This is a genomic window from Serinicoccus hydrothermalis (assembly GCF_001685415.1).
Classification (GTDB): Bacteria; Actinomycetota; Actinomycetes; order Actinomycetales; family Dermatophilaceae; genus Ornithinicoccus; species Ornithinicoccus hydrothermalis.
In genome coordinates this window covers 2,479,338-2,501,138 of the sequence record NZ_CP014989.1, presented here as the reverse complement: position 1 = coordinate 2,501,138, position 21,801 = coordinate 2,479,338, and the positions used below count along the sequence as shown (strand labels likewise).

The 21,801-nt window shown below is 73.7% G+C and carries 18 protein-coding genes; 7 read left to right on the top strand and 11 right to left on the bottom strand.

Translation table 11 applies throughout. The annotated features are described in order from the left end of the window. Nucleotides 1-35 precede the first annotated feature (35 nt). The 4 genes from SGUI_RS11630 to SGUI_RS11615 all read left to right on the top strand — a co-directional run bounded on the left by SGUI_RS11630 (nt 36) and on the right by SGUI_RS11615 (nt 3,309). Entirely contained in the window at nt 36-272 is a 237-nt protein-coding gene (locus SGUI_RS11630; protein ID WP_066640361.1) for a type II toxin-antitoxin system Phd/YefM family antitoxin, read from the top strand. Further along, nucleotides 269-682, top strand: coding sequence for a type II toxin-antitoxin system VapC family toxin (locus SGUI_RS11625; RefSeq protein WP_066640359.1), 414 nt, complete (start codon nt 269-271; stop codon nt 680-682). Before SGUI_RS11630 ends, SGUI_RS11625 begins: the two co-directional genes overlap by 4 nt. A gap of 243 nt (nt 683-925) precedes the next feature. Further along, the gene (locus SGUI_RS11620) at nt 926-2,992 is read left to right on the top strand and encodes a M3 family metallopeptidase (protein ID WP_066640352.1); all 2,067 of its coding nucleotides are present in this window, start codon (nt 926-928) and stop codon (nt 2,990-2,992) included. An 80-nt stretch (nt 2,993-3,072) separates the two neighbouring features. Further along, nucleotides 3,073-3,309, top strand: coding sequence for a hypothetical protein (locus tag SGUI_RS11615; RefSeq protein ID WP_066640350.1), 237 nt, complete (start codon nt 3,073-3,075; stop codon nt 3,307-3,309). A 28-nt stretch (nt 3,310-3,337) separates the two neighbouring features. On the opposite strand, the gene SGUI_RS11610 is transcribed toward SGUI_RS11615, so the two are convergent. Together SGUI_RS11610 and SGUI_RS11605 are read right to left on the bottom strand one after the other, a co-directional pair. Further along, a complete protein-coding gene (locus tag SGUI_RS11610; RefSeq protein ID WP_066640348.1) occupies nt 3,338-4,603 on the bottom strand; it encodes a cation:proton antiporter domain-containing protein in 1,266 nt (421 codons plus the stop codon). Between the two features lie 6 nt (nt 4,604-4,609). Continuing rightward, complete coding sequence (locus SGUI_RS11605) at nt 4,610-5,080, bottom strand: MarR family winged helix-turn-helix transcriptional regulator (RefSeq protein ID WP_066640347.1); 471 nt, start codon at nt 5,078-5,080, stop codon at nt 4,610-4,612. A gap of 113 nt (nt 5,081-5,193) precedes the next feature. Here SGUI_RS11605 and SGUI_RS11600 point away from each other — a divergent pair, with 113 nt between their 5' ends. Next, complete coding sequence (locus SGUI_RS11600) at nt 5,194-8,484, top strand: efflux RND transporter permease subunit (RefSeq protein ID WP_066640345.1); 3,291 nt, start codon at nt 5,194-5,196, stop codon at nt 8,482-8,484. A 228-nt stretch (nt 8,485-8,712) separates the two neighbouring features. Here the strand turns inward: SGUI_RS11600 and SGUI_RS17730 are convergent, their stop codons facing one another. The 9 genes from SGUI_RS17730 to SGUI_RS11555 all read right to left on the bottom strand — a co-directional run bounded on the left by SGUI_RS17730 (nt 8,713) and on the right by SGUI_RS11555 (nt 20,085). Continuing rightward, complete coding sequence (locus SGUI_RS17730) at nt 8,713-11,475, bottom strand: nitroreductase family protein (protein ID WP_066640342.1); 2,763 nt, start codon at nt 11,473-11,475, stop codon at nt 8,713-8,715. After that, nucleotides 11,462-11,827, bottom strand: a complete 366-nt coding sequence (locus tag SGUI_RS11590) for a monooxygenase family protein (protein ID WP_066640341.1) — start codon at nt 11,825-11,827, stop codon at nt 11,462-11,464. The genes SGUI_RS17730 and SGUI_RS11590 overlap by 14 nt, the downstream gene beginning before the upstream one ends. Beyond that, nucleotides 11,827-13,419: a phenylacetate--CoA ligase family protein gene (locus SGUI_RS11585; RefSeq protein ID WP_066640339.1), complete on the bottom strand. Its 1,593-nt coding sequence runs from the start codon at nt 13,417-13,419 to the stop codon at nt 11,827-11,829. The genes SGUI_RS11590 and SGUI_RS11585 overlap by 1 nt, the downstream gene beginning before the upstream one ends. Nucleotides 13,420-13,475: 56 nt before the next feature. Continuing rightward, nucleotides 13,476-13,991, bottom strand: coding sequence for a ferritin (locus tag SGUI_RS11580; protein ID WP_066640336.1), 516 nt, complete (start codon nt 13,989-13,991; stop codon nt 13,476-13,478). A 52-nt stretch (nt 13,992-14,043) separates the two neighbouring features. Beyond that, nucleotides 14,044-15,408: a glucose-6-phosphate dehydrogenase gene (locus SGUI_RS11575; protein ID WP_066640333.1), complete on the bottom strand. Its 1,365-nt coding sequence runs from the start codon at nt 15,406-15,408 to the stop codon at nt 14,044-14,046. A 60-nt stretch (nt 15,409-15,468) separates the two neighbouring features. Continuing rightward, nucleotides 15,469-16,716, bottom strand: a complete 1,248-nt coding sequence (locus SGUI_RS11570) for an MFS transporter (protein ID WP_083190657.1) — start codon at nt 16,714-16,716, stop codon at nt 15,469-15,471. A gap of 64 nt (nt 16,717-16,780) precedes the next feature. Further along, entirely contained in the window at nt 16,781-17,362 is a 582-nt protein-coding gene (locus SGUI_RS17725; RefSeq protein ID WP_066640330.1) for a class F sortase, read from the bottom strand. A 17-nt stretch (nt 17,363-17,379) separates the two neighbouring features. Then, the gene (locus tag SGUI_RS17720) at nt 17,380-18,009 is read right to left on the bottom strand and encodes a hypothetical protein (protein ID WP_066640327.1); all 630 of its coding nucleotides are present in this window, start codon (nt 18,007-18,009) and stop codon (nt 17,380-17,382) included. A gap of 162 nt (nt 18,010-18,171) precedes the next feature. After that, nucleotides 18,172-20,085: a cation:proton antiporter gene (locus SGUI_RS11555; RefSeq protein WP_066640324.1), complete on the bottom strand. Its 1,914-nt coding sequence runs from the start codon at nt 20,083-20,085 to the stop codon at nt 18,172-18,174. Nucleotides 20,086-20,153: 68 nt separating this feature from the next. On the opposite strand from SGUI_RS11555, the gene SGUI_RS11550 reads away from it, so the two are divergent. Beyond that, a complete protein-coding gene (locus tag SGUI_RS11550) occupies nt 20,154-20,576 on the top strand; it encodes an SAM-dependent methyltransferase (RefSeq protein ID WP_066640321.1) in 423 nt (140 codons plus the stop codon). A 108-nt stretch (nt 20,577-20,684) separates the two neighbouring features. Then, the gene (locus SGUI_RS11545; RefSeq protein WP_066640318.1) at nt 20,685-21,620 is read left to right on the top strand and encodes a hypothetical protein; all 936 of its coding nucleotides are present in this window, start codon (nt 20,685-20,687) and stop codon (nt 21,618-21,620) included. Nucleotides 21,621-21,801: the final 181 nt, after the last annotated feature.

Genomic DNA, 21,801 nt, shown 5'->3' with positions numbered 1-21,801 from the left:
TTGGCCTAGGACTGGTCGTAGACTAGTCTGATCTCATGAGCAGCACCGTGGGCGCCTACGACGCCAAGACCCACCTCCCCCGGCTGCTCGACGAGGTCGAGCACGGCGGCTCGGTGACCATCACCCGGCACGGCCGCCCCGTCGCGCGACTCGTGGGGGTCCGTGGCTCCGCCTCCTCCACCACGGATCTCATGGCGGCCTTTGCCACGGCTCGCGCCGGCCGGACGCTCGGCATCCCCCTCCGCGAGGCCATCGACGAGGGCCGCCGGTGAGTGGTGCCGGCGTCGTCCTCGACGCCTCCGCAGCCCTGTCGTGGTGTTTCGAGGACGAGTGGACGCCGAGCAGCGATGTCGTGCTCGAGGTGGTGCGCGCCGATGGGGCGGTCGTCCCCCCGCTGTGGGACCTGGAGATCGCGAACGTCCTGGCCGGGGCCGAGCGACGGGGGCGGATCAGCGCCGCGCATGCCAGGCATCTGATGGCGCTGCTCGGCCAGCTCCCGATCGAGGTCAGCGAGCACGACCACGGCATGTCCGAGCTTCTCGCCCAGGCCCGCACGTCGGGGCTGAGCGCCTACGACGCCTGCTACCTGCTCACCGCGATGACCAGCGGACTCCCTCTCGCCACGCTCGAGATCAAGCTTCGGGAGGCTGCGAGGGCACAGGGCGTCACCTGCCTACCCTGAACCCTCACTGGAGGACTTCCACGCGCACGAAGCACCTCGGACGCCTCGCCGCCGGCCGCTGGTCAGCGCGGCGGACACCTCCGAGAACCGGGTCCGAGAACGACCCAGCCCGACTCATACCCAGAAGTTGTTCCTCTGTCGTGATGCATCACCGCAGAGGAACAACGTGTGCGTAGGAGTGCGAGCGGATCTCTGCGGCGACCGCCGTGCCACGGCGGCGCCCGCTGTGCTGAGATGAGAGGTATGACCAACCCGCTCCTCGCCCCGTCCACGCTGCCCTACTCCCTGCCGGACTACGCCACCCTCACCGACGCGCACGTGCGGGAGGCGATCGAGACCGGTATGACCGAGCAGCTGGCCGCACTGCGGGCGCTGGCCGAGGACACCGACCCCGCGACGGTGGAGAACGTCCTGCACGCCTGGGAGACCAGCGGCGCCACTCTGGACCGCACGCTGTCCGCGTTCTGGGTCGCCAAGTCCGCCGACACCAACGACGAGCGCGACGCGATCATGGCCGAGTTCGCCCCGCGCCTGTCCGACCACGGTGACACGATCATGCTCGACCCGGACCTGTATGCCCGGCTCCGGACCCTGCGCGAGCGCGCCGACGCCGGGGAGGTCGACCTCGACGAGCAGGACGGGTTCGTCCTCGACGAGCGGCTGCGTGACTACGAGCGTGGCGGGATCACCCTCGACGCGCCGGGCCAGGCCCGGCTGCGCGAGCTCAACGCCGAGCTGGCGACGCTGTCCACGGAGTTCGACCGGCTGCTCGTCACCGGCCGCGCTGCCGCCGCGGTGCACGTCACCGATGAGGCCGAGCTCGCCGGGCTGGACCAGGACGCCCGGTCGGGGCTGCGCGAGGCGGCCCAGGCCAAGGGCCTCGACGGCTGGCTCATCACCCTGACCAACACCACCGGCCAGCCCATCCTCGACTCCCTGGACGACCGCGGCCTGCGCGAGCGGGTCTTCCGCACCTCCGTCGAGCGGGGCCTGCACGAGGGTGAGCACGACACCCGCGACATCCTCGTGCGCATCGCCCGGCTCCGCGCCGAGCGGGCCGCCCTCCTCGGCTACGAGCACCACGCGTCCTACGTCCACCAGGTCGGCTGCGCCCGCACCACGGCGGCGGTCAACGACCTGCTCGCGCGCCTCTCCCCCGGCGTCGTCGAGCTGGCGCAGCGGGAGGCCGACGCCCTGGCGGAGCAGCTGCGGGGCCTTGAGCCCGACGCGACGCTGGAGGGCTGGGACTGGCAGTACCTCGCCGCCCGCGACTCCGGCGAGGCCTTCGACACGGCCCAGCTCACGCCATACCTCGAGTTCGAGCAGGTCCTCACCGACGGCGTCTTCGCCGCCGCCACCGCGCTCTACGGCATCACCTTCCACGAGCGCGAGGACCTCGTCGGCTACACCGAGGACGCCCGCGTCTTCGAGGTGCGCGAGGAGGACGGCTCCGCGCTCGGCGTGGTCATCATCGACCCCTACACGCGGCCGACGAAGAAGGGCGGGGCGTGGATGACGAGCATCGTCGACCAGTCCCACCTGCTCGGCGACCTGCCGGTCGTCACCAACACCTGCAACGTGCCGCCGCCCTCCGCCGGCTCGCCCAGCCTCATGACGTGGACCAACGTCATCACCCTCTTCCACGAGTTCGGGCACGACCTGCACGGCCTGCTCTCCGACGTGCGCTACCCCTCGCGCTCGGGCACGTCCGTGCCGCGCGACTTCGTCGAGTTCCCCAGCCAGGTCAACGAGATCTGGGCCTGGGAGCCGGCGCTGCTGCAGCGGTATGCCCGTCACCACGAGACCGGTGAGCCGGTCCCGGCCGAGTGGGTGGAGCAGCTCGTCGCCAGCCGGACCGAGACCGGTTACCACACGCTGGAGCTGCTCAAGGCGATGATCCTGGACCAGGCCTGGCACCAGACGCCGCTGGCCGAGCTGCCCGAGGACGGCTCCGGCGTCGAGGACTTCGAGGCCGCGGCCCTGGAGCGGGCGGGTGTCGCCTTCCCGCTCGTCCCGCCGCGCTACCGCAGCGCCTACTTCCACCACATCTTCGGCGGCGCCTACTCCGCCGGCTACTACTCCTACCTGTGGTCGGAGGTCATGGACGCCGACACCGTCGCGTGGTTCCGCGAGCAGGGTGACGAGGACAACCCCGGGGGGATGACCCGGGCCGCCGGCGAGGTCTTCCGCCGCGAGCTGCTCGGCCCGGGCGGGTCGCGCGAGGCGCTCACCACCTACCGTGAGTTCCGCGGCGCCGACCCCGACGTGAACCCCCTGCTGGCCCGTCTCGGGCTCGGCGACGACGCGTAGTCGACGGGAGCCGCTCCCGCGCCGACCTGCGCCGGGTGCCGCCCGCCGGTATGCTTGACGGCTCACCGAGGAGGTGGCCGATGAAGTCCTTCCCCCTGATCCCCTACGCCACGATCGGCATCGTGCTGGTGCTGTGGTGGGCGTTCACCCAGTCCCTCGTCGCCGCGGGCCTGCTGGCACTCCTGCTCGTCGTGGCCGCGGTGCACATCATCAAGATCACCAGCGGACCCGGCTCGATCGGCACGGCCCAGGACGAGGCCGAGGGGCACGTGCGCTCCAGCTTCCCCGTGCCGCCGGAGCGGCCCCGGGGCGTCTGAGCCGCACCGCTCCCGTCGCCCGCCCGCGTCAGGGCGAGTGCGGGAGCGTCCGGCCTGACCGCACCACCATGACGTCCTCGTGCTCGGGGGCGTCTCCGGGATGCCGGCGGGCGACCGCGGCGTAGCGCCGCGCCCACGGCGCCGCGGTGACCCCGTGGGCCACGACGCTCAGCGCCACCGTGGTGATGATCGCCGTCGCGACGACCTCGGCCTGCGCGAACTCCGCCCGGTCAACGAGCTCGGCCGCGAAGATGACCGAGGCGAGCCCCCGCGGGCCGAACCACCCGACGAAGAGCACGGTCGGCAGCGAGTAGCGCGCACCGAGCAGCGCGATCGCGACGGGCACGAGCCGGGTCAACGTCAGCGCGAGGACGGCGAAGGCGAGCATCGGCCAGGTGATGCGCTCCAGCGCCGGGCTGAGGACCGCCGCCCCGAAGAGGAGGAAGGCCAGCAGCGTCAGGAGGTGACCGACCGCCTCGCTGCCGCGGGTCAGCTCCTCCACCGGCCCCCGGGCGGTCGCGGCGAGCGCCATCCCCGCGACGAAGGCCGCGACGAAGCCACTGCCACCGAGGACGTCCGCCAGGGCATACGCGGCCGGCGCGAGCAGCACCGTCGCCACCGAGCGCCAGCTCGCGCTGGACCACCCGGCACGGTCGCTGAGCTCGAGGAGGCGGACGCCGACCGCCCCGACCACCCCACCGGTCACCACGGCCACCCCGATGACGGTGAGGAAGGTCGTGACCGCCTCCGGCACCGTCGACAGCTCGCCCGCCGCGCCGGCGACCGCGAGGACGAAGAGCGGGACAGCGATCCCGTCGTTGAGCCCGCTCTCGACGTTGAGCCCCTGCCGGACCGCGGGCGGGACGCGCTCGTCCTCGACGACGGCCAGCCCGAGGGCGGCGTCCGTGGGGACGACGGCCACGGCGAGGACGACCGCGGCCGCCAGGGTCAGCGACGGCATGACGCCGAGGGCCGCCAGGGCCCCGGCCACGATCCCGAGCGGGAGGCCCACGACGAGGAGGCGGGCGGCCAGCCGCCCGCTCCGGCGCAGGGTCGAGAGGTCCAGCCGGGCGGCGTCGGAGAAGAGGACGACGACGAGGGCCACGGTCAGCGGCCCCGCCACCTCCGCCGCCCCGACGTCGAGGGCGAGCACGTCCAGACCCTGCGGCCCCAGCGCCACCCCGGCCGCCGCCATGACGAGCGGGCCTGTGAGCGGGCTCGAGCGCAGCCGGCGGGCGACGAGCGCCCAGGCCAGCGGGAGCAGCGTGATCGCGAGCAGCGCACCGCTGTTCACGGCTCGTCAGCCCCGCTCGGCCCCGACGTCGAGCGCGACGTCACGCATCCGCTCGACCAGCCGCACCAGGTCCGCCACCTCGGCGTCGCCGAGCCGGTCCAGGACGAGCTGCCGGCCCAGCCGGGTCGGCTCCTCGAGGTCCTCCAGCAGCTGCTCCCCGGCTGCCGTGAGGTGCAGCAGCAGCCGGCGCCGGTCGGACGGGTCGTGCTCGCGCCTCACCCACCGCTTGGCCGCCACCCGCTCGACGATGCCGCTCGTCGTGGGCGTCGAGACGCCGAGCAGGTGGGCGAGGTCCTGGCCGGTGATCCCCGGGGTGTGCCGGACCAGGGTGAGCACCTGCAGCTGGCGCAGCGTGAGGTCGGCGGGCATCGTCCACGGCTCCACGGCACGGATCGCCAGCGCGTGCAGCTCCCGCTCGGCGCTCGCCAGGCGGTCGAGCAGCGCGGCCCGATCCACCGTCTCGTGCGTCGCTGTCATGCCCTCCGGTGCTCCTTGCTCGTCCACTCCTCACCCGCGGCACCAGCCCGGTGGCCCGGCCGGTGGGCTTCGATTCGGCCCAGGGTAACGGTTCGCCCTACGCTAGACATCCTATGTCGCGCCTCACCCTGTTCAGCGTCCGAAACCGGGCGCTCGTGGCCCTGGCCACCGTCTTCAGCATCCTGGCCGGGCTGTGGTCCGCGGGCAACCTGCCGCGCGAGCTCTTCCCCTCGTTGCAGTTCCCCGTGCTCGTCGTCGCGACGTCGACGCCCGGGTCGAGCACCTCGGTCGTCGAGGAGCAGGTCACCGAGCAGGTGGAGACCGCCGCGCAGGGGCTGAACAACGTCGTCGAGGTGACCTCGACGAGCACCGACGGCTTCTCCACCGTGCTCGTCGAGCTGGACTACGGCACCGAGATCGGCACGGCGCAGACCGACCTGCAGCGGGCCGTCCTCAGCCTCCCGGACCTGCCGGAGTCGGCGACGCCGCAGATCTTCGCCGGCAACATCGACGACTTCCCCATCATCCAGCTCGCCGCCAGCGGCGGGGAGGACGCGCGCGACCTCGTCGACCGGCTGGAGCGGGTGGTCATCCCCGACATCGAGGACATCGACGGCGTGCGCTCGGTGACCCTCTCCGGGGTCGCCGACCGGGTGGTGACGGTCGACATGGACGAGGAGGCCGCCGAGGAGCAGGGCGTGACGCTCTCCACCGTCAGCCAGGTCCTGCAGGCCAACGGCGTCGTGCTGCCGGGTGGCTCGGTGCTCGACGGCGAGACCGAGCTGCCGGTCCAGGTCGGCTCCCGGCTCACCTCGGCCGAGCAGATCGCCGCGCTCCCGATGCTCGGGCAGCAGGCGGTCGCGTCCCAGCAGGCCGCGGCCCAGGCCCGCACCCAGGCCGACGAGGCGCAGCAGGCGGCGGACGAGGCCGCCGACGCCGCAGCAGCCTCCCCGCAGGACCCCGAGCTCGCCGCCCAGGCCGCCGCCACCGCCGCGGCGGCCGAGCAGGCCGCGGCCGCCGTGGAGCAGACCGGCGAGGTCGAGATCCCCCGGCTGAGCGACGTCGCCACGGTGACGCTCGAGGAGCGGGACGCGACGGCATACACCCGGACCAACGGCGAGCCCAGCGTCGGCCTGGCGATCACCAAGACCCCGGACGGCAACGCGGTCGAGATCTCGCACGAGCTGGAGGCGATGCAGGACGACATCAGCACCGCGCTCGGCGGCGGCGAGCTGGTGACGATCTACGACGGCGCCCCCTTCATCGAGGAGTCCATCACCGACCTCGCGACCGAGGGTCTGCTCGGCCTCGGCTTCGCGATCCTCGTCGTGCTCGTCTTCCTGCTGTCGGTGCGGCTCACCCTCGTCACCGCGGTGTCGATCCCGCTCTCGCTGCTCATCGCGCTGCTGGGGCTGCAGGCGGCGGGCTACAGCCTCAACATCCTCACCCTCGGCGCGCTCACCATCTCCGTCGGCCGCGTCGTCGACGACTCGATCGTCGTCATCGAGAACATCAAGCGGCACGTCGGGCGAGGGGACGAGCGGCGCAAGGCCGTCGTCGAGGCGACCCGCGAGGTCGCCGGCGCGATCACCTCGGCGACCGTCGCGACGGTGGCCGTCTTCCTGCCGCTGGGCTTCGTCGGCGGCCAGGTCGGTGAGCTGTTCCGGCCGTTCGCGGTCACCGTCACCCTGGCGATGCTGGCCTCCCTGCTCGTCGCGCTGACGATCATCCCGGTCCTCGGCTTCTGGTTCCTCGGCCGCCGCACCGGCGGGGGCAAGCACGAGCCGGAGGCGCCGCAGACGGCGGAGGACGACTCCCCCGACCGGCTGCAGCGGGCATACCTCCCGGTGCTGCGGACCGCGCTCGGCCGGCCGTGGCTCACCGTGCTGCTGGCCGTCGCGCTGCTCGGCGGCACGGGGTATGCCGTGACCCTGCTCAAGACCGACTTCATCGGGAGCACGGGTGAGAACACCCTCCAGGCGACCCTCACCATGCCCACCGGGACCACCCTCGACGACACCGACGAGCAGGCGGCCGAGGTCGAGCAGTGGCTCTCCGAGCGGGACGAGGTCACGTCCTACCAGGTGACGGCGGGCAGCACCGGCGGCATCGAGGCGGTCTTCCTGGGCAGCGGGTCCGGCACGGCGACCTTCGCCGTGACCCTCGAGGACGGCGCGGACGGCGAGACCTTCGGCGACGAGATGACGACCGCGGTCGAGCTGCCGGAGGGGGCGACGTTCACCGCCCAGGCCGGTCAGCAGGGTGGCCCGTCCGCCGCCGGGCTGGAGGTCCGGGTGCAGGGCCAGGACCTCGACGAGCTCCGCACCGTCGCGGACGAGGTGACCGAGCTGATGTCCGACGCCGGGGCGCTGGACGTGAGCAACGACCTCACCGAGACCGTGCCGGCGCTGCGCGTGCAGGTGGACCGGCCCGCGGCGGCCGAGGCCGGGGTGGCCGAGGCCCAGCTCGGGCAGGTCGTCCAGGCGGCCACCGACGGCGCGACCGTCGGCCAGGTGGAGATCGACGTCAGCCAGGTCGACGTCGTCGTCCGCGACGGGCAGGCCGACGACCTCGACGCCTTGCGCGCGCTGGAGGTCGGCACCGACACCGCCGGCGAGGCCGTGACCCTCGGCGACGTCGCCGACCTGGAGCGGATCGAGGAGGCCGTGAGCATCACCCGCGTCGACGGGCTGCGCGCCGCCACCGTCACCGGCCGGTCCGAGGCCGACGACCTCGGCGCCCTGACCGCCGACCTGCAGCAGCGGATCGACGACCTGGAGACGCCCGAGGGCGTCCAGGTCTCGCTGGGCGGCGTGAGCGCGGACCAGGAGGACGCCTTCGCCGCGCTCGGCCTGGCGCTGGTGGCGGCCATCGCGATCGTCTACCTCGTCATGGTCGCGACCTTCAACTCGCTGGTGCAGCCGCTCATCCTGCTCGTCTCGGTGCCCTTCGCGGCGACCGGGTCGATCGGGCTGCTGCTGCTCACCGACACCCCGCTCGACGTCGCCTCGATGGTGGGGCTGCTCATGCTCATCGGCATCGTCGTGACCAATGCCATCGTGCTCATCGACCTCGTCAACCAGTACCGCGCCCGCGGGCTGGACCGCACGGCCGCGGTCGTCGAGGGCGCCCGCCACCGGTTCCGGCCGATCGTCATGACGGCGCTGGCGACGATCCTCGCGCTGACGCCGATGGCCTTCGCGATCACCGGCGGCGGGGCCTTCATCTCCCAGCCGCTCGCGATCGTCGTCATCGGCGGTCTCATCAGCTCCACCGCGCTGACGCTCATCCTCGTGCCGGTGCTCTACGAGCTCGTGGGCCGGGGCACGGAGCGTCTCAGCCGGGTCGGCAGCCGGGACGGCGGCGAGGCCCAGGAGGCGGAGCAGGCCGAGCAGCCGGCCTGAGCGGACGGGCATACCCCTGGCCGGGCAGGATCGGTGCAGGTGCACCGATCCTCCCCGGTCAAGCCCGTTTCCCCGGGCAGGGCGCGGCCCCCGGTCAAGCCCATCTCCCTGGCGAGGATCGGTGCAGGTGCACCGATCCTCCCCGGTCAAGCCCGTCAACGCGGTGAGGACAGGTGCGGGTGGACCGATCCTCCCCGGGCGCGGCCAGGGTTGGTCGGTGGGCCGCGGTCAGTCGGTGAGGCGGGGGCTGCGGTATGCCCAGGGCTCGGCGGGGCGCCCGCAGCGCCAGACGGCGTAGGCCTGGGCCGGGCTGCCGAGCACGCCGCTGACGTGGGCGTCGACGGCCGCTGCCGAGGACGGCTCGTCCAGCAGCTCGCTGAGCGGGTGCGCCGACCAGCCCCGACGCTCACCGCCCAGCCAGGCGCCCAGCAGCGATCCCCCGAGGGGCCCGAGCTCCTCCGGCGACAGGCCGGGCGCAGCCCAGAGCACGAGCACCGCACCGCGGGGCCGGGCCTCGCTGGCCCGGGCCACGAGGCGGTCGAGCCGGGTCCTGGCGAGGGCCGAGCGCATACCCCGCGAGCCGGTGAGCAGCCCGAGGCCGGCCGCCTCGGCCCGTCCCAGGCCGAGCGCCTGCGCGCTGAGCCCGTCGAGGTCGTGCCGCGGGTGGCGCTCGCTCAGCCGGAGCCAGCCGGCCAGCTCGGTGGCCGGGGCCCCCGTGAGGGTCTGCGCGGTCGCCCCCGGCAGCAGCCGGTCCACCAGGTCCTCCGGCAGCACGAGCAGCCCGGTGCCCTCGCCCAGACCGGCGAGGCGGGCGATCTCGGCCACCTCCGCCGCGCCGGGGGCCTCGGGGTAGGGCGCCCGCACGGTCGTGCGGGCCCGCAGCTCGGCCACCGTCCACGGCAGGCGGGACCCTGGCTGCGGCCGACCGCGCGGCTCATCGGTCGACGCGTCGGTCTGGCCCGAGGCGCTGTCCTGGGTCAGTCGGAGGACCGCCGCCTGCCGGGCGTCGAGGTCCACAGCCCAGTCCACCTCGGCCCGCAGCCCGAGGTCGGCAGCGACGACCTGCAGCGACGCGGCGCACGCCCCCAGGGAAAGCAGCAGGTCGCGGCGCGTGGCATCGGCCACGGGCAGCTCGCGCTCGGCGTGCCAGCCCAGCAAGAGCGTGTCGTCCCCGGTGGCCCGGACGTCCCAGGGCTGGGTGTTGTGCGCGCTCGGCGCCCGCCCCCAGTCGGCGGACCGCGCGAGCAGCCGCGCGGCCGGTGACCCGGGCAGTGCCCGCTCCCGGACGGCGGGCGTTCCCGGCGGCTCCGCCTCCCGCACAGCCCCTCCCGCACCGGCGTCCACGCCCTCGTCCTTGCCCTCGCCCTCGCCCCCGCCCTCGGCGGCACCGACGGCCCGCGTGTAGAAACAGGTCCCGTGCAGCGGGGCCCCGCCCATGGCGACGAACTGCGCCTGCGACCCGGCGTTGTCGTGCTCGACGAAGGTCACCCGGAGCGAGGCATACCCCCCGGTCTGCAGCCCCTCCAGCAGCTCGCGCGACAGATGCCGCATGAGCCCTCGGCCGCGTGCACCGGGGACCGTGCCCTTGATGATGAGCACCGCGTCCCGGCGGTAAAGACCCCGCGTCGCGAGCAGCCGAAGCATGTCGACCGGTCCGAGCCGGCCACCGGTCGAGCGGACGAAGGCGGTGAGGTCGGGCACGACGAGCACGAAGGCGACCGGCTCCCCGTCCTGCTCGAGCCAGAGCAGCAGCCGCTCGTCGAGCAGGTGGGCCAGCCCGTCGGTCGCGGCGGCCAGCTCGTCGGCCTCGATGTGCGTGTAGTAGCCCAGCTCGGCGAAGGAGGCGTTGAGCATCTGCCGCAGGAGAGGCAGTTGCTCGTCCAGCCGCTTCCGGTCGGCGTGCCGCAGCACGACCCCCTCGGGCAATGGCCCGACCGGGAAGACCTCGGCCGGGTCCAGCGAGCCGAGGTCCGGGCACAGCCACGTGGAGCCCTCCCAGACCCGCTCGAACCCCAGCGCCTCCCAGTCCCGGGAGTAGTGCCGCGGGCTCCACGGACCGTCGAGGAAGCCCGGCTCGTCCCACCCGGAGGTCACCACGCCGCCCACCTGGTTGGGGAGCAGCGACACCGGGCCGAGCAGCCGGGTGCGTCCGCGCTGCCGGGCCTGCTCCTCGGCATACCGGACCAGCGCGGCGAGCGCCGCCTCCCCGGCGAACTCGGTGGCCCCCATGAGCAGCGTGGGCTCGCCGAGCTTCTCGTCCATCCGGGCGTCGGTGTGCAGCGTCGTGCGACCCGCCACCGCGCCCCACGGGTCGCGGACGACGAAGAGCTCGACGGGACCGTGCTGCCGGTGCGGTCCGCGCCCGGTGAACCACGAGCGGATCGTGCTGTGCCACAGCGGCACCCCGTGCGTCTCCCGGCGGGTGCCCCAGGGGTGCACCTTCAGGAAACCTCGCAGGTCGGCGCTGGTGCGCACCGGCTCGACCCGCATCTCCTCGACCTCCCCGCGCTTCGGCGACTCCCCCGCCGCTGCGAGGTGGGGGCCGGCGAGGAAGCGCGGGGCCAGGGAGTTGGTGGTGGGCCGGGATCGCCGACCGTCACGGGCGCGCACCACGGTCGGCCCGACCTCCTCGGCCCCCACCGGCGTGAAGCGCTCGATGTGGCGCATCAGGTGGTCCTCGGCGCGCCACACGCCGTTGCTGTAGCCGTCGGGGTGCGCGTGGTGCTCCTGCACGTCGCACTCCCCCACCGCCCGCTGCAGGGTATGCCTGGCCGCCCGCGCCTGCTCCGGCGTCGCGAACCACGCCACCACCCCGGCCGGGCGGGCTCCGTCCAGCAGCCACTCACGGCGCACCAGTCCCTCGGCCCGACGCACCGCCCTCGCCGCACGGGCGAGCCAGCGCGGCGAGGCCCGGCCCGAGGCGGGGGCGACCGTCAGCATCGCCGAGGCCTGAGCCACCGGCGGGGCCTGGGAGAAGTCACGCGTGCGCATCGGCGCCCGTCCCGGTCCGCGACACCAGGTCCCCGGTCGCTTCCGCCACCGCATCGGGCAGCTCGTAGACCCGGATGTAGCCACCCGTCGCGTTCTCCGTGCCGTCGGTCACCCACTGCATGAGCTCGCGGTGCACCCCGCTGCGGGCGAAGCGGAGCAGGTCCTCGCGGGTCGCGAAGTACCCGATCGTCCCGAGCGTGAACGGCGGGTCGAAGTAGACCTGGTGGTGGACGTAGCCGGGCATCCGCCGCATCTGGCCCACCATCGCCCGCCAGCGCGGGGCGAGCCGCGCCCAGGCGAGCGGGGAGGCATACCTCGTGGCGCCGACGAAGACCGCCCCGGCCCGCTCCATCAGGAGGCCGGGCCCGAGAGGTAGACCCGCTTGAGCTTGTCCGGGAGGTCGGCGAAGGGACCGGTCCCGGCGTCGTGCACCTGCACCCTGATGTCGTCGCTGCGGTCGCTCTCCTCCAGCGACTGGGCGAAGTCGCGGCTGGTCCGGGCGAGGTAGTCGACCACGCCCTCGCGGACGTCGGTCGCCAGCTCCTCCCGGGCCTCGTCGTCCAGCGCCACGCCCTCGCGCAGCTCGAGGTGGATGGTCGGCTGCTGCCGGGTGGCGTCCCCCTCGACGTCCTCCAGCGTCAGCGTGAAGGAGCCGATCTGCGCGGCCCGCCGCGGGTCGGTGTAGAGGCCGTTCTCCACGTCCTGCGGGTAGATGTTGGCGCCCATGAAGGAGATCGTGGCGTCGGCGCGGCCGAAGAGCAGCAGCAGCGGCAGCTTCATCCCCTGCTTGGCGAAGGCCTCCCGCGCGGGCGCCTGCCACTCCGGCTGGCTGCGCAGCACCGCGGCCAGGTCGTGCCAGTCCATGAGCCGGGCCTCGTCGCCGATGTTGTAGCGCAGCTTGGGCGAGAGCACCGCGGTCGAGGTGAGCGTGCAGAGCAGCTGCCCGTCCTCGGTCGTCTCGAGGTAGGTCTCGAGCGGGTTGTACTGGAAGATCATCGGCGTGCGCGACTCCCCCGGCCCGAGCACCGCCTCGCGCAGGTCGTGGTCCTGCAGCAGCGCGCGCCGCAGCCACACGGTGAGGTCGGTCTCGCCGCCGATCCCGATGGTGAGGTCGGACGCGCCGTAGCCGGAGCGCACGGTGAGGAAGCGCTCCTCGCAGTAGTCGCGCAGCGCCTCGGTCATGCCCTCCCCGCCGACCAGCCCGTGCATCCGCCAGGCCGGCCAGTCCCAGCCCTCGGCGTCCAGCCGGTCGCGCAGGTCCTTGAGGAAGGGCGGGTATGCCGACACCAGGTAGGTGAAGCCGGGGCCGAAGTGGCGCAGCGTGTCGACGATCTTGTCCAGGTCGGGCCCGGTGTTCTTCACCATGGCGATCTTGGCCATGGCGATGCCGGTGTTGGTGCCGGTCGCCCAGGCACCCATCGAGTAGGCGTTGATGACGAAGAGCCGCTCCTCGTCCCGCATCATGAGGGCGGTGAAGCCGGCGACGTTGCGGTGGATGTCGGCGAGCTCGTCGCGGCCGCGGACCCAGTTGAAGGGCGTGCCGGAGCTGCCCGAGCTCTCGTCGACCAGCGTGCCCCGCAGCTCGAGGCGACCGCTGCGCGTGCGGGCGGCCTCGTCATACCGCTGGACGTAGCCCTTCTTGTCGGTCGGCGGGTAGTTCTCCAGGTCCCACCAGCGGAAGCGCCAGTCGTGCTCGGCCAGGTGCTGCCGGTATGCCGGCACGTGCAGCGACCCGAGCTGGCAGGTCATCCAGGCGTGCCACCGCGCGAAGTCGCCCATCCACGGCTGGTAGTGGGTCGCGGTGAAGCGCCAGGTGGCCGGGTGGACCTTGTAGAGGCTGTAGGTCGTGGACAGGGCACGGGTGCCCGCCCGCAGCGTGCCGCGCCGGGCCGCGGTCAGCGGCCGGCTCATCCAGATCCTGTCCCCCACGTCCCGCCAGTGCATGAGCGGACTCTAACGCGCTCCCCGGCCGGCGGGCCGCGGGCCGGGAGCGCCCTCGCTCACCCCGCCGGCTCGGTGGAGCCGCCGGGACGACCGCCCAGCTCACGGTCCAGGCGGAGCAGCCCGGCACCGTCCTGGCCGACCATGCGGACCTGCGCGACGATCTCGCCGACGGTGGCCTCCTCCTCGACCTGCTCGTCGAGGAACCAGTTGAGCAGCGGGCGGGAGTCAAGGTCGCCCTCCTTCTCGCAGGCGAGGTAGAGGTCGCGGATCGACTGCGAGACCTTCTCCTCGTGCGCGAGCGCGGCCTCGAAGACCGCGAGCGGGGTCGCGGTGTCGACGGCGGGCGCCTCGACCGTGCCGACCCGCGGGTGACCGCCGCGGTCGACGACGTGGTCGATGAACTTGTTGGCGTGAACCAGCTCCTCGTCGGCCTGGCGGCGCAGCCACGCGGCCATGCCGGGAAGGTCCTGGACGTCCATCTCGATCGCCAGCTGGCGGTAGACCGTCGACGCCGCCATCTCGAGCGTGATCTGGGCGTCGAACGCGGGCATGAGGGTGTCGTGGATCTTCATGGCGCCAACGTAGCGAGCACGTCGGCCGGGGTCAGGCGAGGTATGCCGATCCTCACCAGCCGTCGGGACCGTCCGAGCCGGCGGCATACTCCTCCAGCGGCACGTCGCCGGCCTCCCAGGCGTCGTAGACCGGCTCCACGATGCGCCACAGCTCCTCCGCCTCGTCCCCGCGGATCGTCAGCAGCGGATTGCCGTCGAGGATCGCGCCGAGGATCTCGCCGTAGGGCAGCATCCGGGACTTGCCGAGCTCGGCGGTGAGCTCCTTCTGCTCCAGGTCGAAGGGGTCGCCCTCGGCGTTCATCGACAGCTCGAGCGCGACGCTGCCCGGCTTGAGCTCGAGGACGAGCCGGTCCGGGCCGGGCGCCGGGCTGAGCCCGGTCGGGGTGTGCGCGGGCTCCTTGAAGGTGACGACGACCCGCTTGGAGGCCGCGCCGAGGGCCTTGCCCGAGCGCAGCACGAAGGGCACCCCGGCCCATCGCGCGTTGTCCAGCTGCACCGTGAGCTGGGCGAGCGTCTCGGTCCCCCGGTCGGGGTCGACGCCCTCCTCGGTGACGTAGTCGGGAACGGTCCTGTCCCCCACCTGGCCGGCGGTGTAGCGGGCGCGGCGCGAGGCCCCGGCAGGGTCGTGACCCCACGGCTGGACGGCGCGCAGCGCCTGCGCCTTGAGCCCACGGATCTCCGGTGGCCGCATCGACGCGGGCGCCTCCATCGCGAAGAAGGCCAGGATCTGCAGCAGGTGGCTCTGGATCATGTCCATGAGCGCGCCGGCGTGGTCGTAGTAGCCCGCACGCCCCTCCAGCGCGAGGGTCTCGCCGTAGGAGATCTCGACCTTCTCGATGTGCTCGGCGCTCCAGATCGGCTGCAGCAGCCGGTTGGCGAAGCGGAGCCCGATGAGGTTGAGGATGGTGCTGAGCCCGAGGAAGTGGTCGATCCGGAAGATGCTGTCCTCGGGCACCACCCGCAGCAGCTGCTGGTTGAGCTCCCGGGCCGACTCCAGGCTGTCCCCGAACGGCTTCTCCAGCGCGAGCCGGGTCCCGTGCGGCACGCGCAGCTCCTCGAGCAGCCCGCAGACCTTGACGGTGACCGCGGGCGGCAGCGCGAAGTACACCGCGAGCGGGTCGCCGGTCTCGCCCAGCAGGGCCTTCAGCTGGTCCCGGTCGAGCAGGTCGGTGCGGTGGTAGGTCGAGACCTGAACGATCCCGTCGGCGACCTCCTGCGGCACCTCGGCCTCGGCGAGGCTGTCCCGCACCTTGGCCTGCCAGTCCTCCTGGCTCAGCTCGACCCGGTCGGCCCCCATGACCCGCACCGAGCGCTCGGGCTCCTCCCGCAGCAGCGTGCCGAGCCCGGGGAGCAGCAGCCTCCTCGTGAGGTCGCCGGAGGCGCCGAGGATGAGCAGGGTGGTCGTCTGGTCAGGCATGCGCGCGGTCCCTCTTCCCACGGGGTATGTCGGGTCGGCGCCAGTCTGGCAGGTCCGCCCTCACCCGTGCTGCGTCAGCCGCCCCTGCGGGCCGACGTCCCGGCGGTGCACGAGCAGCGAGGTCCCGAGGACGAGCAGACCGCCGACCGACAGGGCCGCGCCGACGAGCGCGGGGGCCCGGTAGCCGTAGCCCGCGGCGATGACGAGGCCACCGACCCAGGCGCCCAGGGCGTTGGCGACGTTGAGCGAGGCGTGGTTCATGGCGGCGCCGAGCGTGCGGGCCGGGCCGGCGACGTGCATGAGCCGCAGCTGCAGCCCGACCACCCAGGCCGAGCTGGTCAGACCGATGGCGCCGACGGTGAGCAGCGCGGGGACGGTGGCGGCCGAGCTCCAGAAGAAGACGAGCAGCGAGAGGGCCGATCCCACGCCGGTGAGCACCAGGGTGCGCAGGACCGACCAGTCGCCCAGGCGTCCACCGAGCCAGGTGCCGACGATGGACACGACGCCGTAGACGAGCAGGAAGACCGGGACCCACCCCTCGCCCAGGCCGGTGACCTCGGTGACGGTCGGGGCGATGTAGGAGTAGGTGGCGAACATCCCGCCGAAGCCGATGGCGCCGATCGCCAGGGTCAGCCAGAACTGCGTGCTGGTGAACGCACGCAGCTCGGCCCGCCGCGACTGGGTCCGGTCGCGCGGCGTCCGCGGCACCCAGACCCGTACCAGCAGGGCCGCGAGCAGCCCGATGACCGCGACCGCCCAGTAGCTCACCCGCCAGCCGAAGACCTGGCCGGCCCAGGTGCCCAGCGGCACCCCGATGAGCAGCGCGATGGGGATGCCCAGCATGACCGTGCCCACGGCGCGGCCTCCGCGGCCGGGCGCGGACAGCGAGATCGCGACGAGGGCGGCGAGCCCGAAGAAGCCCGCGTGCGGCAGCCCGGCCACGAAGCGCGCGGCCACGAGCATCCCCAGCGAGGGGGCCAAGGCGGCGGCCGCGTTGGCGAGGGCGAAGAGGAGCATGAAGCCGACGAGCAGCGCCCGGCGCGGTGCCCGGGCGGCACCCACCGCCGCGATCGGCGCACCCACGACCACGCCGAGCGCGTAGGCGGAGATGGCATACCCGGCCGTGGGGATGCTCACGTCCAGCCCGGTCGCGATCTGCGGCAGGACCCCCATGGTGACGAACTCGGCGACGCCGATGCCGACGCCGCCCAGGACGAGGGCGGCGAAGGCCAGGGGGAGACGGGAGGCGACCTCGAGGTCGGGAGCGGTCTGGGCGCCGGGGGCGGGAGCGGTGCGCGGGGTCGACAAGGAGAGCCTCGGATCGGAGGAGCACGACGGTGGGGGGAGGTCTCCAGCCTACGCCCGCGGGCGATCAGCCGTCGACGGCCTCGGCGATCGCGACGAAGTTCGCCTTCTGCCGGCCGTCGCTGCGCTGCCCCAGGGACGGGTCACAGGTGATGAGCGCGATCCGGGCGACGTCCTCCTGGTCCCCCCACACCGCGTCGCTGCGCTGCAGGCCCTCCTTGGAGATCTGCTGGGTCGAGGTGACGACGAAGTCCCGCGTCCCCCCGTGCCCGTAGCCCACGGTGATGACCTCGCCGTCGCTGACCTCGGCGAGGTCGTAGAACACGTCGGGCTCGTCGTAGTAGGTGACGTGCGCCGCGATCACCGCGGTGCCCACCTGCCCCGGCACGACGCGGTCGGACCCGGCGTACCAGATCGCCTCGCCCTGGTCCGGGTTGATCGTGCCCTGCGGGGTGAGGCCCTCCGGCGCGATCGGCTCCTGCTCCAGCCCGGCTCCGGGGACGGTGACCCAGGTGGGCGCGCCCTCCCCCTCGGCGTCGACCGGGCGGCCGTCCGTGCCCTGGATCGCGCCGACCGCCTGGACGGCGAGCGCGCTCAGCCCGAGCGTCCCGACGAGCAGCCCGGTGGGCAGCAGCAGACGGGTGTTCACGGGAGGACCTGCGGGGCTCAGCCCTGCTGGCTGCCCCGGCGGCGCACGCCCACCGCGGCCGCGCCGGCTCCGGCGACGGCCAGCACGGCACCGCCGACGAGCAGCGGCGACACCCCGGCCTCGCTCACCGGGCCCGCGGTCTCGACCGCCGGTCCGGCGGTCTCCTCGTCGGACCCGTCGTCCTGGGCCGAGCCGTCGTCCTCGGTGGAGCCGCCGTCCGCGTCGTCGTTCGCGTCGTCCTGCGCGTCGGCCTGGTCGTCCTGCGCGGCCTGGTCCTCCTCGGGGGCCGGGGCCTCCTCGTCCTCGGCGGCGGCCGCCGTGCCCTGGCAGAGGGTGATTTCGCGGATGATCGCGCCGCCCTCGCTGGTGTAGGTCTCGCCGTAGACGGGGTTGTCGACCTCGACCTCGCCGTCGTCGGAGGTCAGGGTGAGGGCGACCCACTCGTTGTCGCCGTCGAGGTAGGGGCCGTGGACGCCCTCGTCGAGGTAGGTGGCCGTGGCGGTGCCGGGCATCGCCATGACGTCGCAGCTGACGTTGTCGTAGCCGTCGAGGTTGTCCTCGTCGACGGCCGCCGCGGGGTTGGCGAGCGCGAGCGCGAGGCCCGCACCGGCGGCGATGGTCAGCGTCCGCAGGGTCGTGGTGCTCATCGTCGGTCCTTTCCCAGGCGACCGAGGCGGTGGTCGCGGTCGTCGAGTGCGGCCGGACGTGCTGCAGTCACATCGATCACATTCGTCACATCCGGCCCACCTGCACCATATCGGCGTCCCGGCGCCGCGTCCGGGCCGATGGGACGGCGTGTCGCGGATCCCTCAGGTGCCGCGGACCAGCGCGACGAGGGTGGCTCCCTCCTGGGGCAGGTGCGTGCGCGGCGTCACCACGGTGGCGACGCCGTCGGTCACGAGGAACATCAGCACCGCGTCGGGCTCGCGGGCGCGGAAGTCGTCCAGGGTGTGCTGGTCGGTGAGCCTGGTGCGGCGCACCGTCATCCCCTCCCGGGACAGGGCGTCGAGCTCCGGCGCGGACATCGGCGGCGAGAAGGCGACGCGCGCGGTGAGCTTGCTCGCCGTCTGCTGCTTGGCCGTCGACTCGGTCATCCGGCCCTCGGCGCGGTCCCGCTCCCCGGGCTGGGAGCGCTTCGGCAGCGGCTCTCCCTGCCGACGCAGCTGGTAGGTGTTGGACTGCCCGAGCGCGTGCCCGAACTCGCGGGCGGCCGTGGAGTTGGTGTCGTCGTCGTGCGTGGCGGCGACGAGCGAGCCGATGCCCGCGAGCTCCATGTCCTCGACGGCATACTCCGACAGGATGTGCGTGCGCTCGACCTTGAGCCCGGCCATGCGCCCCTGCGAGACCTCGCTCGGCGCCAACGAGACGAGCAGCGTCGGGACCTTGAGCTCGCCGAGCACCGCCGCCGCCTGCCGGGCCCAGACCGGCGCCCCGGCGAAGAGCACGCCGTAGGGCGAGGTGGTCGCGAGCCCGAGGCGTTCGGCCAGCCGGCCGACGCCGAGGCCGTAGAGGGCGACGGTCGCCACGATGGTGACGAAGACGAGCGGGACCAGCCCTGCGGACTCGAGGACCAGCTGCTCCAGCCGCTGCGCCGAAGCCTCCAGCGCCAGGGTCTCCTGCGCCGTGGCCCCGCCGAGAGCCGCGGCCTCGCGTGCCTCCTGCGCCGCGTGCTCGATCTCCAGCGCGAAGATGCTCGTCACCGCGGCCGCGACGATTCCCCGCGGCGCCATGAAGGCCAGCAGCGTCCGCTCCTGCCGGGTCGCCTCGGTGCCCAGCAGCCCCAGCGCCACCGAGGCCGGGCGCACGACCAGCACGAGCAGCAGCACGAAGACCGCGGCCGTCGGGGCGATGGCGACCACCTCGCCCGGGCCGACACGACCGGCCAGCAGGACGAAGAGCGCCCCGACGATGAGCACCTGCAGGTGCTCCTTGAACTCCCGCACGTGCTCCAGGCGCAGGCCCGGCCGGTTCGCGAGGTAGATGCCGAGCATCGTCACCGTGAGCAGGCCGCTCTCGGCCTGGAGCTCGTTGGAGATGACCAGCGAACCGACCGCCACGGCCAGGAAGGCCACGCCCTCGAGGAAGTCGGGGATGAGGTGGCGGCGCATCGCCACCTCCAGCAGTACGCCGAAGGCGAGCGCCAGCACGGTGGAGATGAGGACGGTGCGGCCCAGGGTCAGAGCCGCGGTCGTCAGCGCCCCGTCCGGGCCGCCGACGATGAGGGCCTGGAAGACGAGGACCGCGAGGATCGCGCCGATGGGGTCGACGACGATGCCCTCCCAGCGCAGCATCGAGGAGACCCGCCTGGTGGGGCGCAGCTGCCGGATGATCGGCGCGATGACCGTCGGTCCGGTCACCACCAGCACCGCCCCGACGAGCAGCGAGAGCTGCCACTCGACGCCCGCGGCGATCCCGGCGGCGGTGGTCAGCCCCCAGGCCAGCAGGACGGTGACCGAGCACAGCCGGACGACGGCGCTGCTCAGCCCGCGCAGCTCGCGGAAGCGCAGCGACAGCGAGCCCTCGAAGAGGATGATGCCGACGCACAGGTTGACGCCGGCGAAGAGCACGTCCCGGCCGAGCACGCTCTCCGGCGACACCCACTGCCCCAGGCCGAAGCCGGCGACGAGCAGCAACAGGATGGAGGGCACCCGCAGGCGGTAGGCCACGAGCTGGCACAGGATCGCGACCCCGAGCACCAGGGCGAGGTAGGGAGCCGGGGTCACCCGCGCCAGTCTGCCAGCCACCGTCCCGCGGCCCCGTCCGCGCGGCGCGTCGGGCATACCCTGGCCGCATGGCCCTCTCGGCGCGGCTCGCGGCGGTCGTCGACGCGCTCCCGCTCCGTCCGGGTATGCGCGTGCTCGAGGTCGGCGGGGCCCCGGGGGCGGCGGCGCGCGAGATCGTCCGACGGATCGGTGACGGGCACGTGCATGTCGTCGACCGGTCGGAGCGGGGAGTCCGCCTGGTCGAGCGGGCCTGCGCCCCGGAGATCGCCGCGGGGCGCCTCTCGGTGCGCTGCGTGGACGTCGAGGACTTCGAGCTGGACGGGCAGGAGCCCTTCGACCTCGCCCTCGCCTGTCGCGTCGGCGTCTTCGACGGCCGCCACCCGGGTGCCGTCGCGCGGCGCCGGGTCGCGGCGGCCCTGGCGCCGGGCGGCCGGTTTTTCGTCGATGGCGGGAACCCGCTGCGCGAGGTGGACCTGCGCGGGTGCGTCTGAGCGCCGGTTCGTCACTCAACAGCCTGTTCGAGGAGGCTCTCAGATGACATCGAGGCGTTCAGTGGACGAACCGGCTCTCGGTGACGTCGGACGGATAGCCTGCGGGGCATGGCGGAGGAGTCTGACGAGGAGGCGCTGCACGCCGCCGTCTCGGCCGTGTATGCCGTCGCCCCGGCCGACTTCGTCGCCACCCGCAAGGAGTGGGTCGCCCGGCTGCGGTCCGAGGGTCGCAAGGACATCGCGAAGGAGGTCGGGGCGCTGCGCAAGCCCAGCGTCTCGGCGGCGGCGGTCAACTCGCTCGTCCGGGCGGAGGACCCGGTGGTGGGGCGGCTGCGGGACGTGGGTGCGCGGCTCCGCCATGCCCAGTCGGCCATGGACGCGGCCGGGCTGTCCGGCCTGCGCGGGGACCGGGACGACCTGTTGCGGTCGTGGATCGTGGCCGCCAGGGAGCACTCCGACGCACCCCTGACGGCCACCGTGGAGGCTGAGGTACGGGACACCGCGGTCGCGGCGCTCGCCGACCCGGCCGCCACCGAGGTCGTCCTCGGCGGCACCCTCACCCGGGCCCTGTCCTACAGCGGTTTCGGCGAGGTCGACATCGCCGACGCGGTCGCGCGCACGAGCACCGGCGTGGTCCTCACCCGGATCGAGGGCGGCGGTGGGGCCGAGGCCGGCGCTGGGCCGGAGACCGAGCCGCCCGGGACGGCCGACGGGAACCGGGCGGGCGACGGGGACGAGACGGGAGACATCGAGCGCCTGCGCGCCGCCCTGGAGGCCGCGGAGAGCGAGGTGACGGCCGCGCGGGACCGCCGCCGGGCCGCCTCGGAGGCCGCGGACGCGGCGGCGGAGAAGGTGCGGGTCGCCGAGTCAGGGGTGGACCAGGCCCGCCGGCTGCTCGCGCAGGCCGAGAAGCACGCCGAGTCCGCCCAGCGGTCCGCCACGACGGCTCAGGAGGCGCGGGAGCGGGCCGACGCGGAGCTCACCGACGCGCGGGCCCGGCGCGACGGGGCCCGGACCCGGCTCGAGGAGGCCGAGGACGGCTGACCCGGCATACCGGGCCTCTGGACGCCCCACCGGTGGTTCCCTGCCCCACGGTTCCTCCGTCGCCCTACTCGTCCCTCCCTGCCCCACGCCTCCTCCGTCGCCCTACTTGTCCCTCCCTGCCCCACGCTTCCTCCGTCACCCCCACCTGGTAGCGGTGGGGCTCGACGAGGAAGCGCGGGGG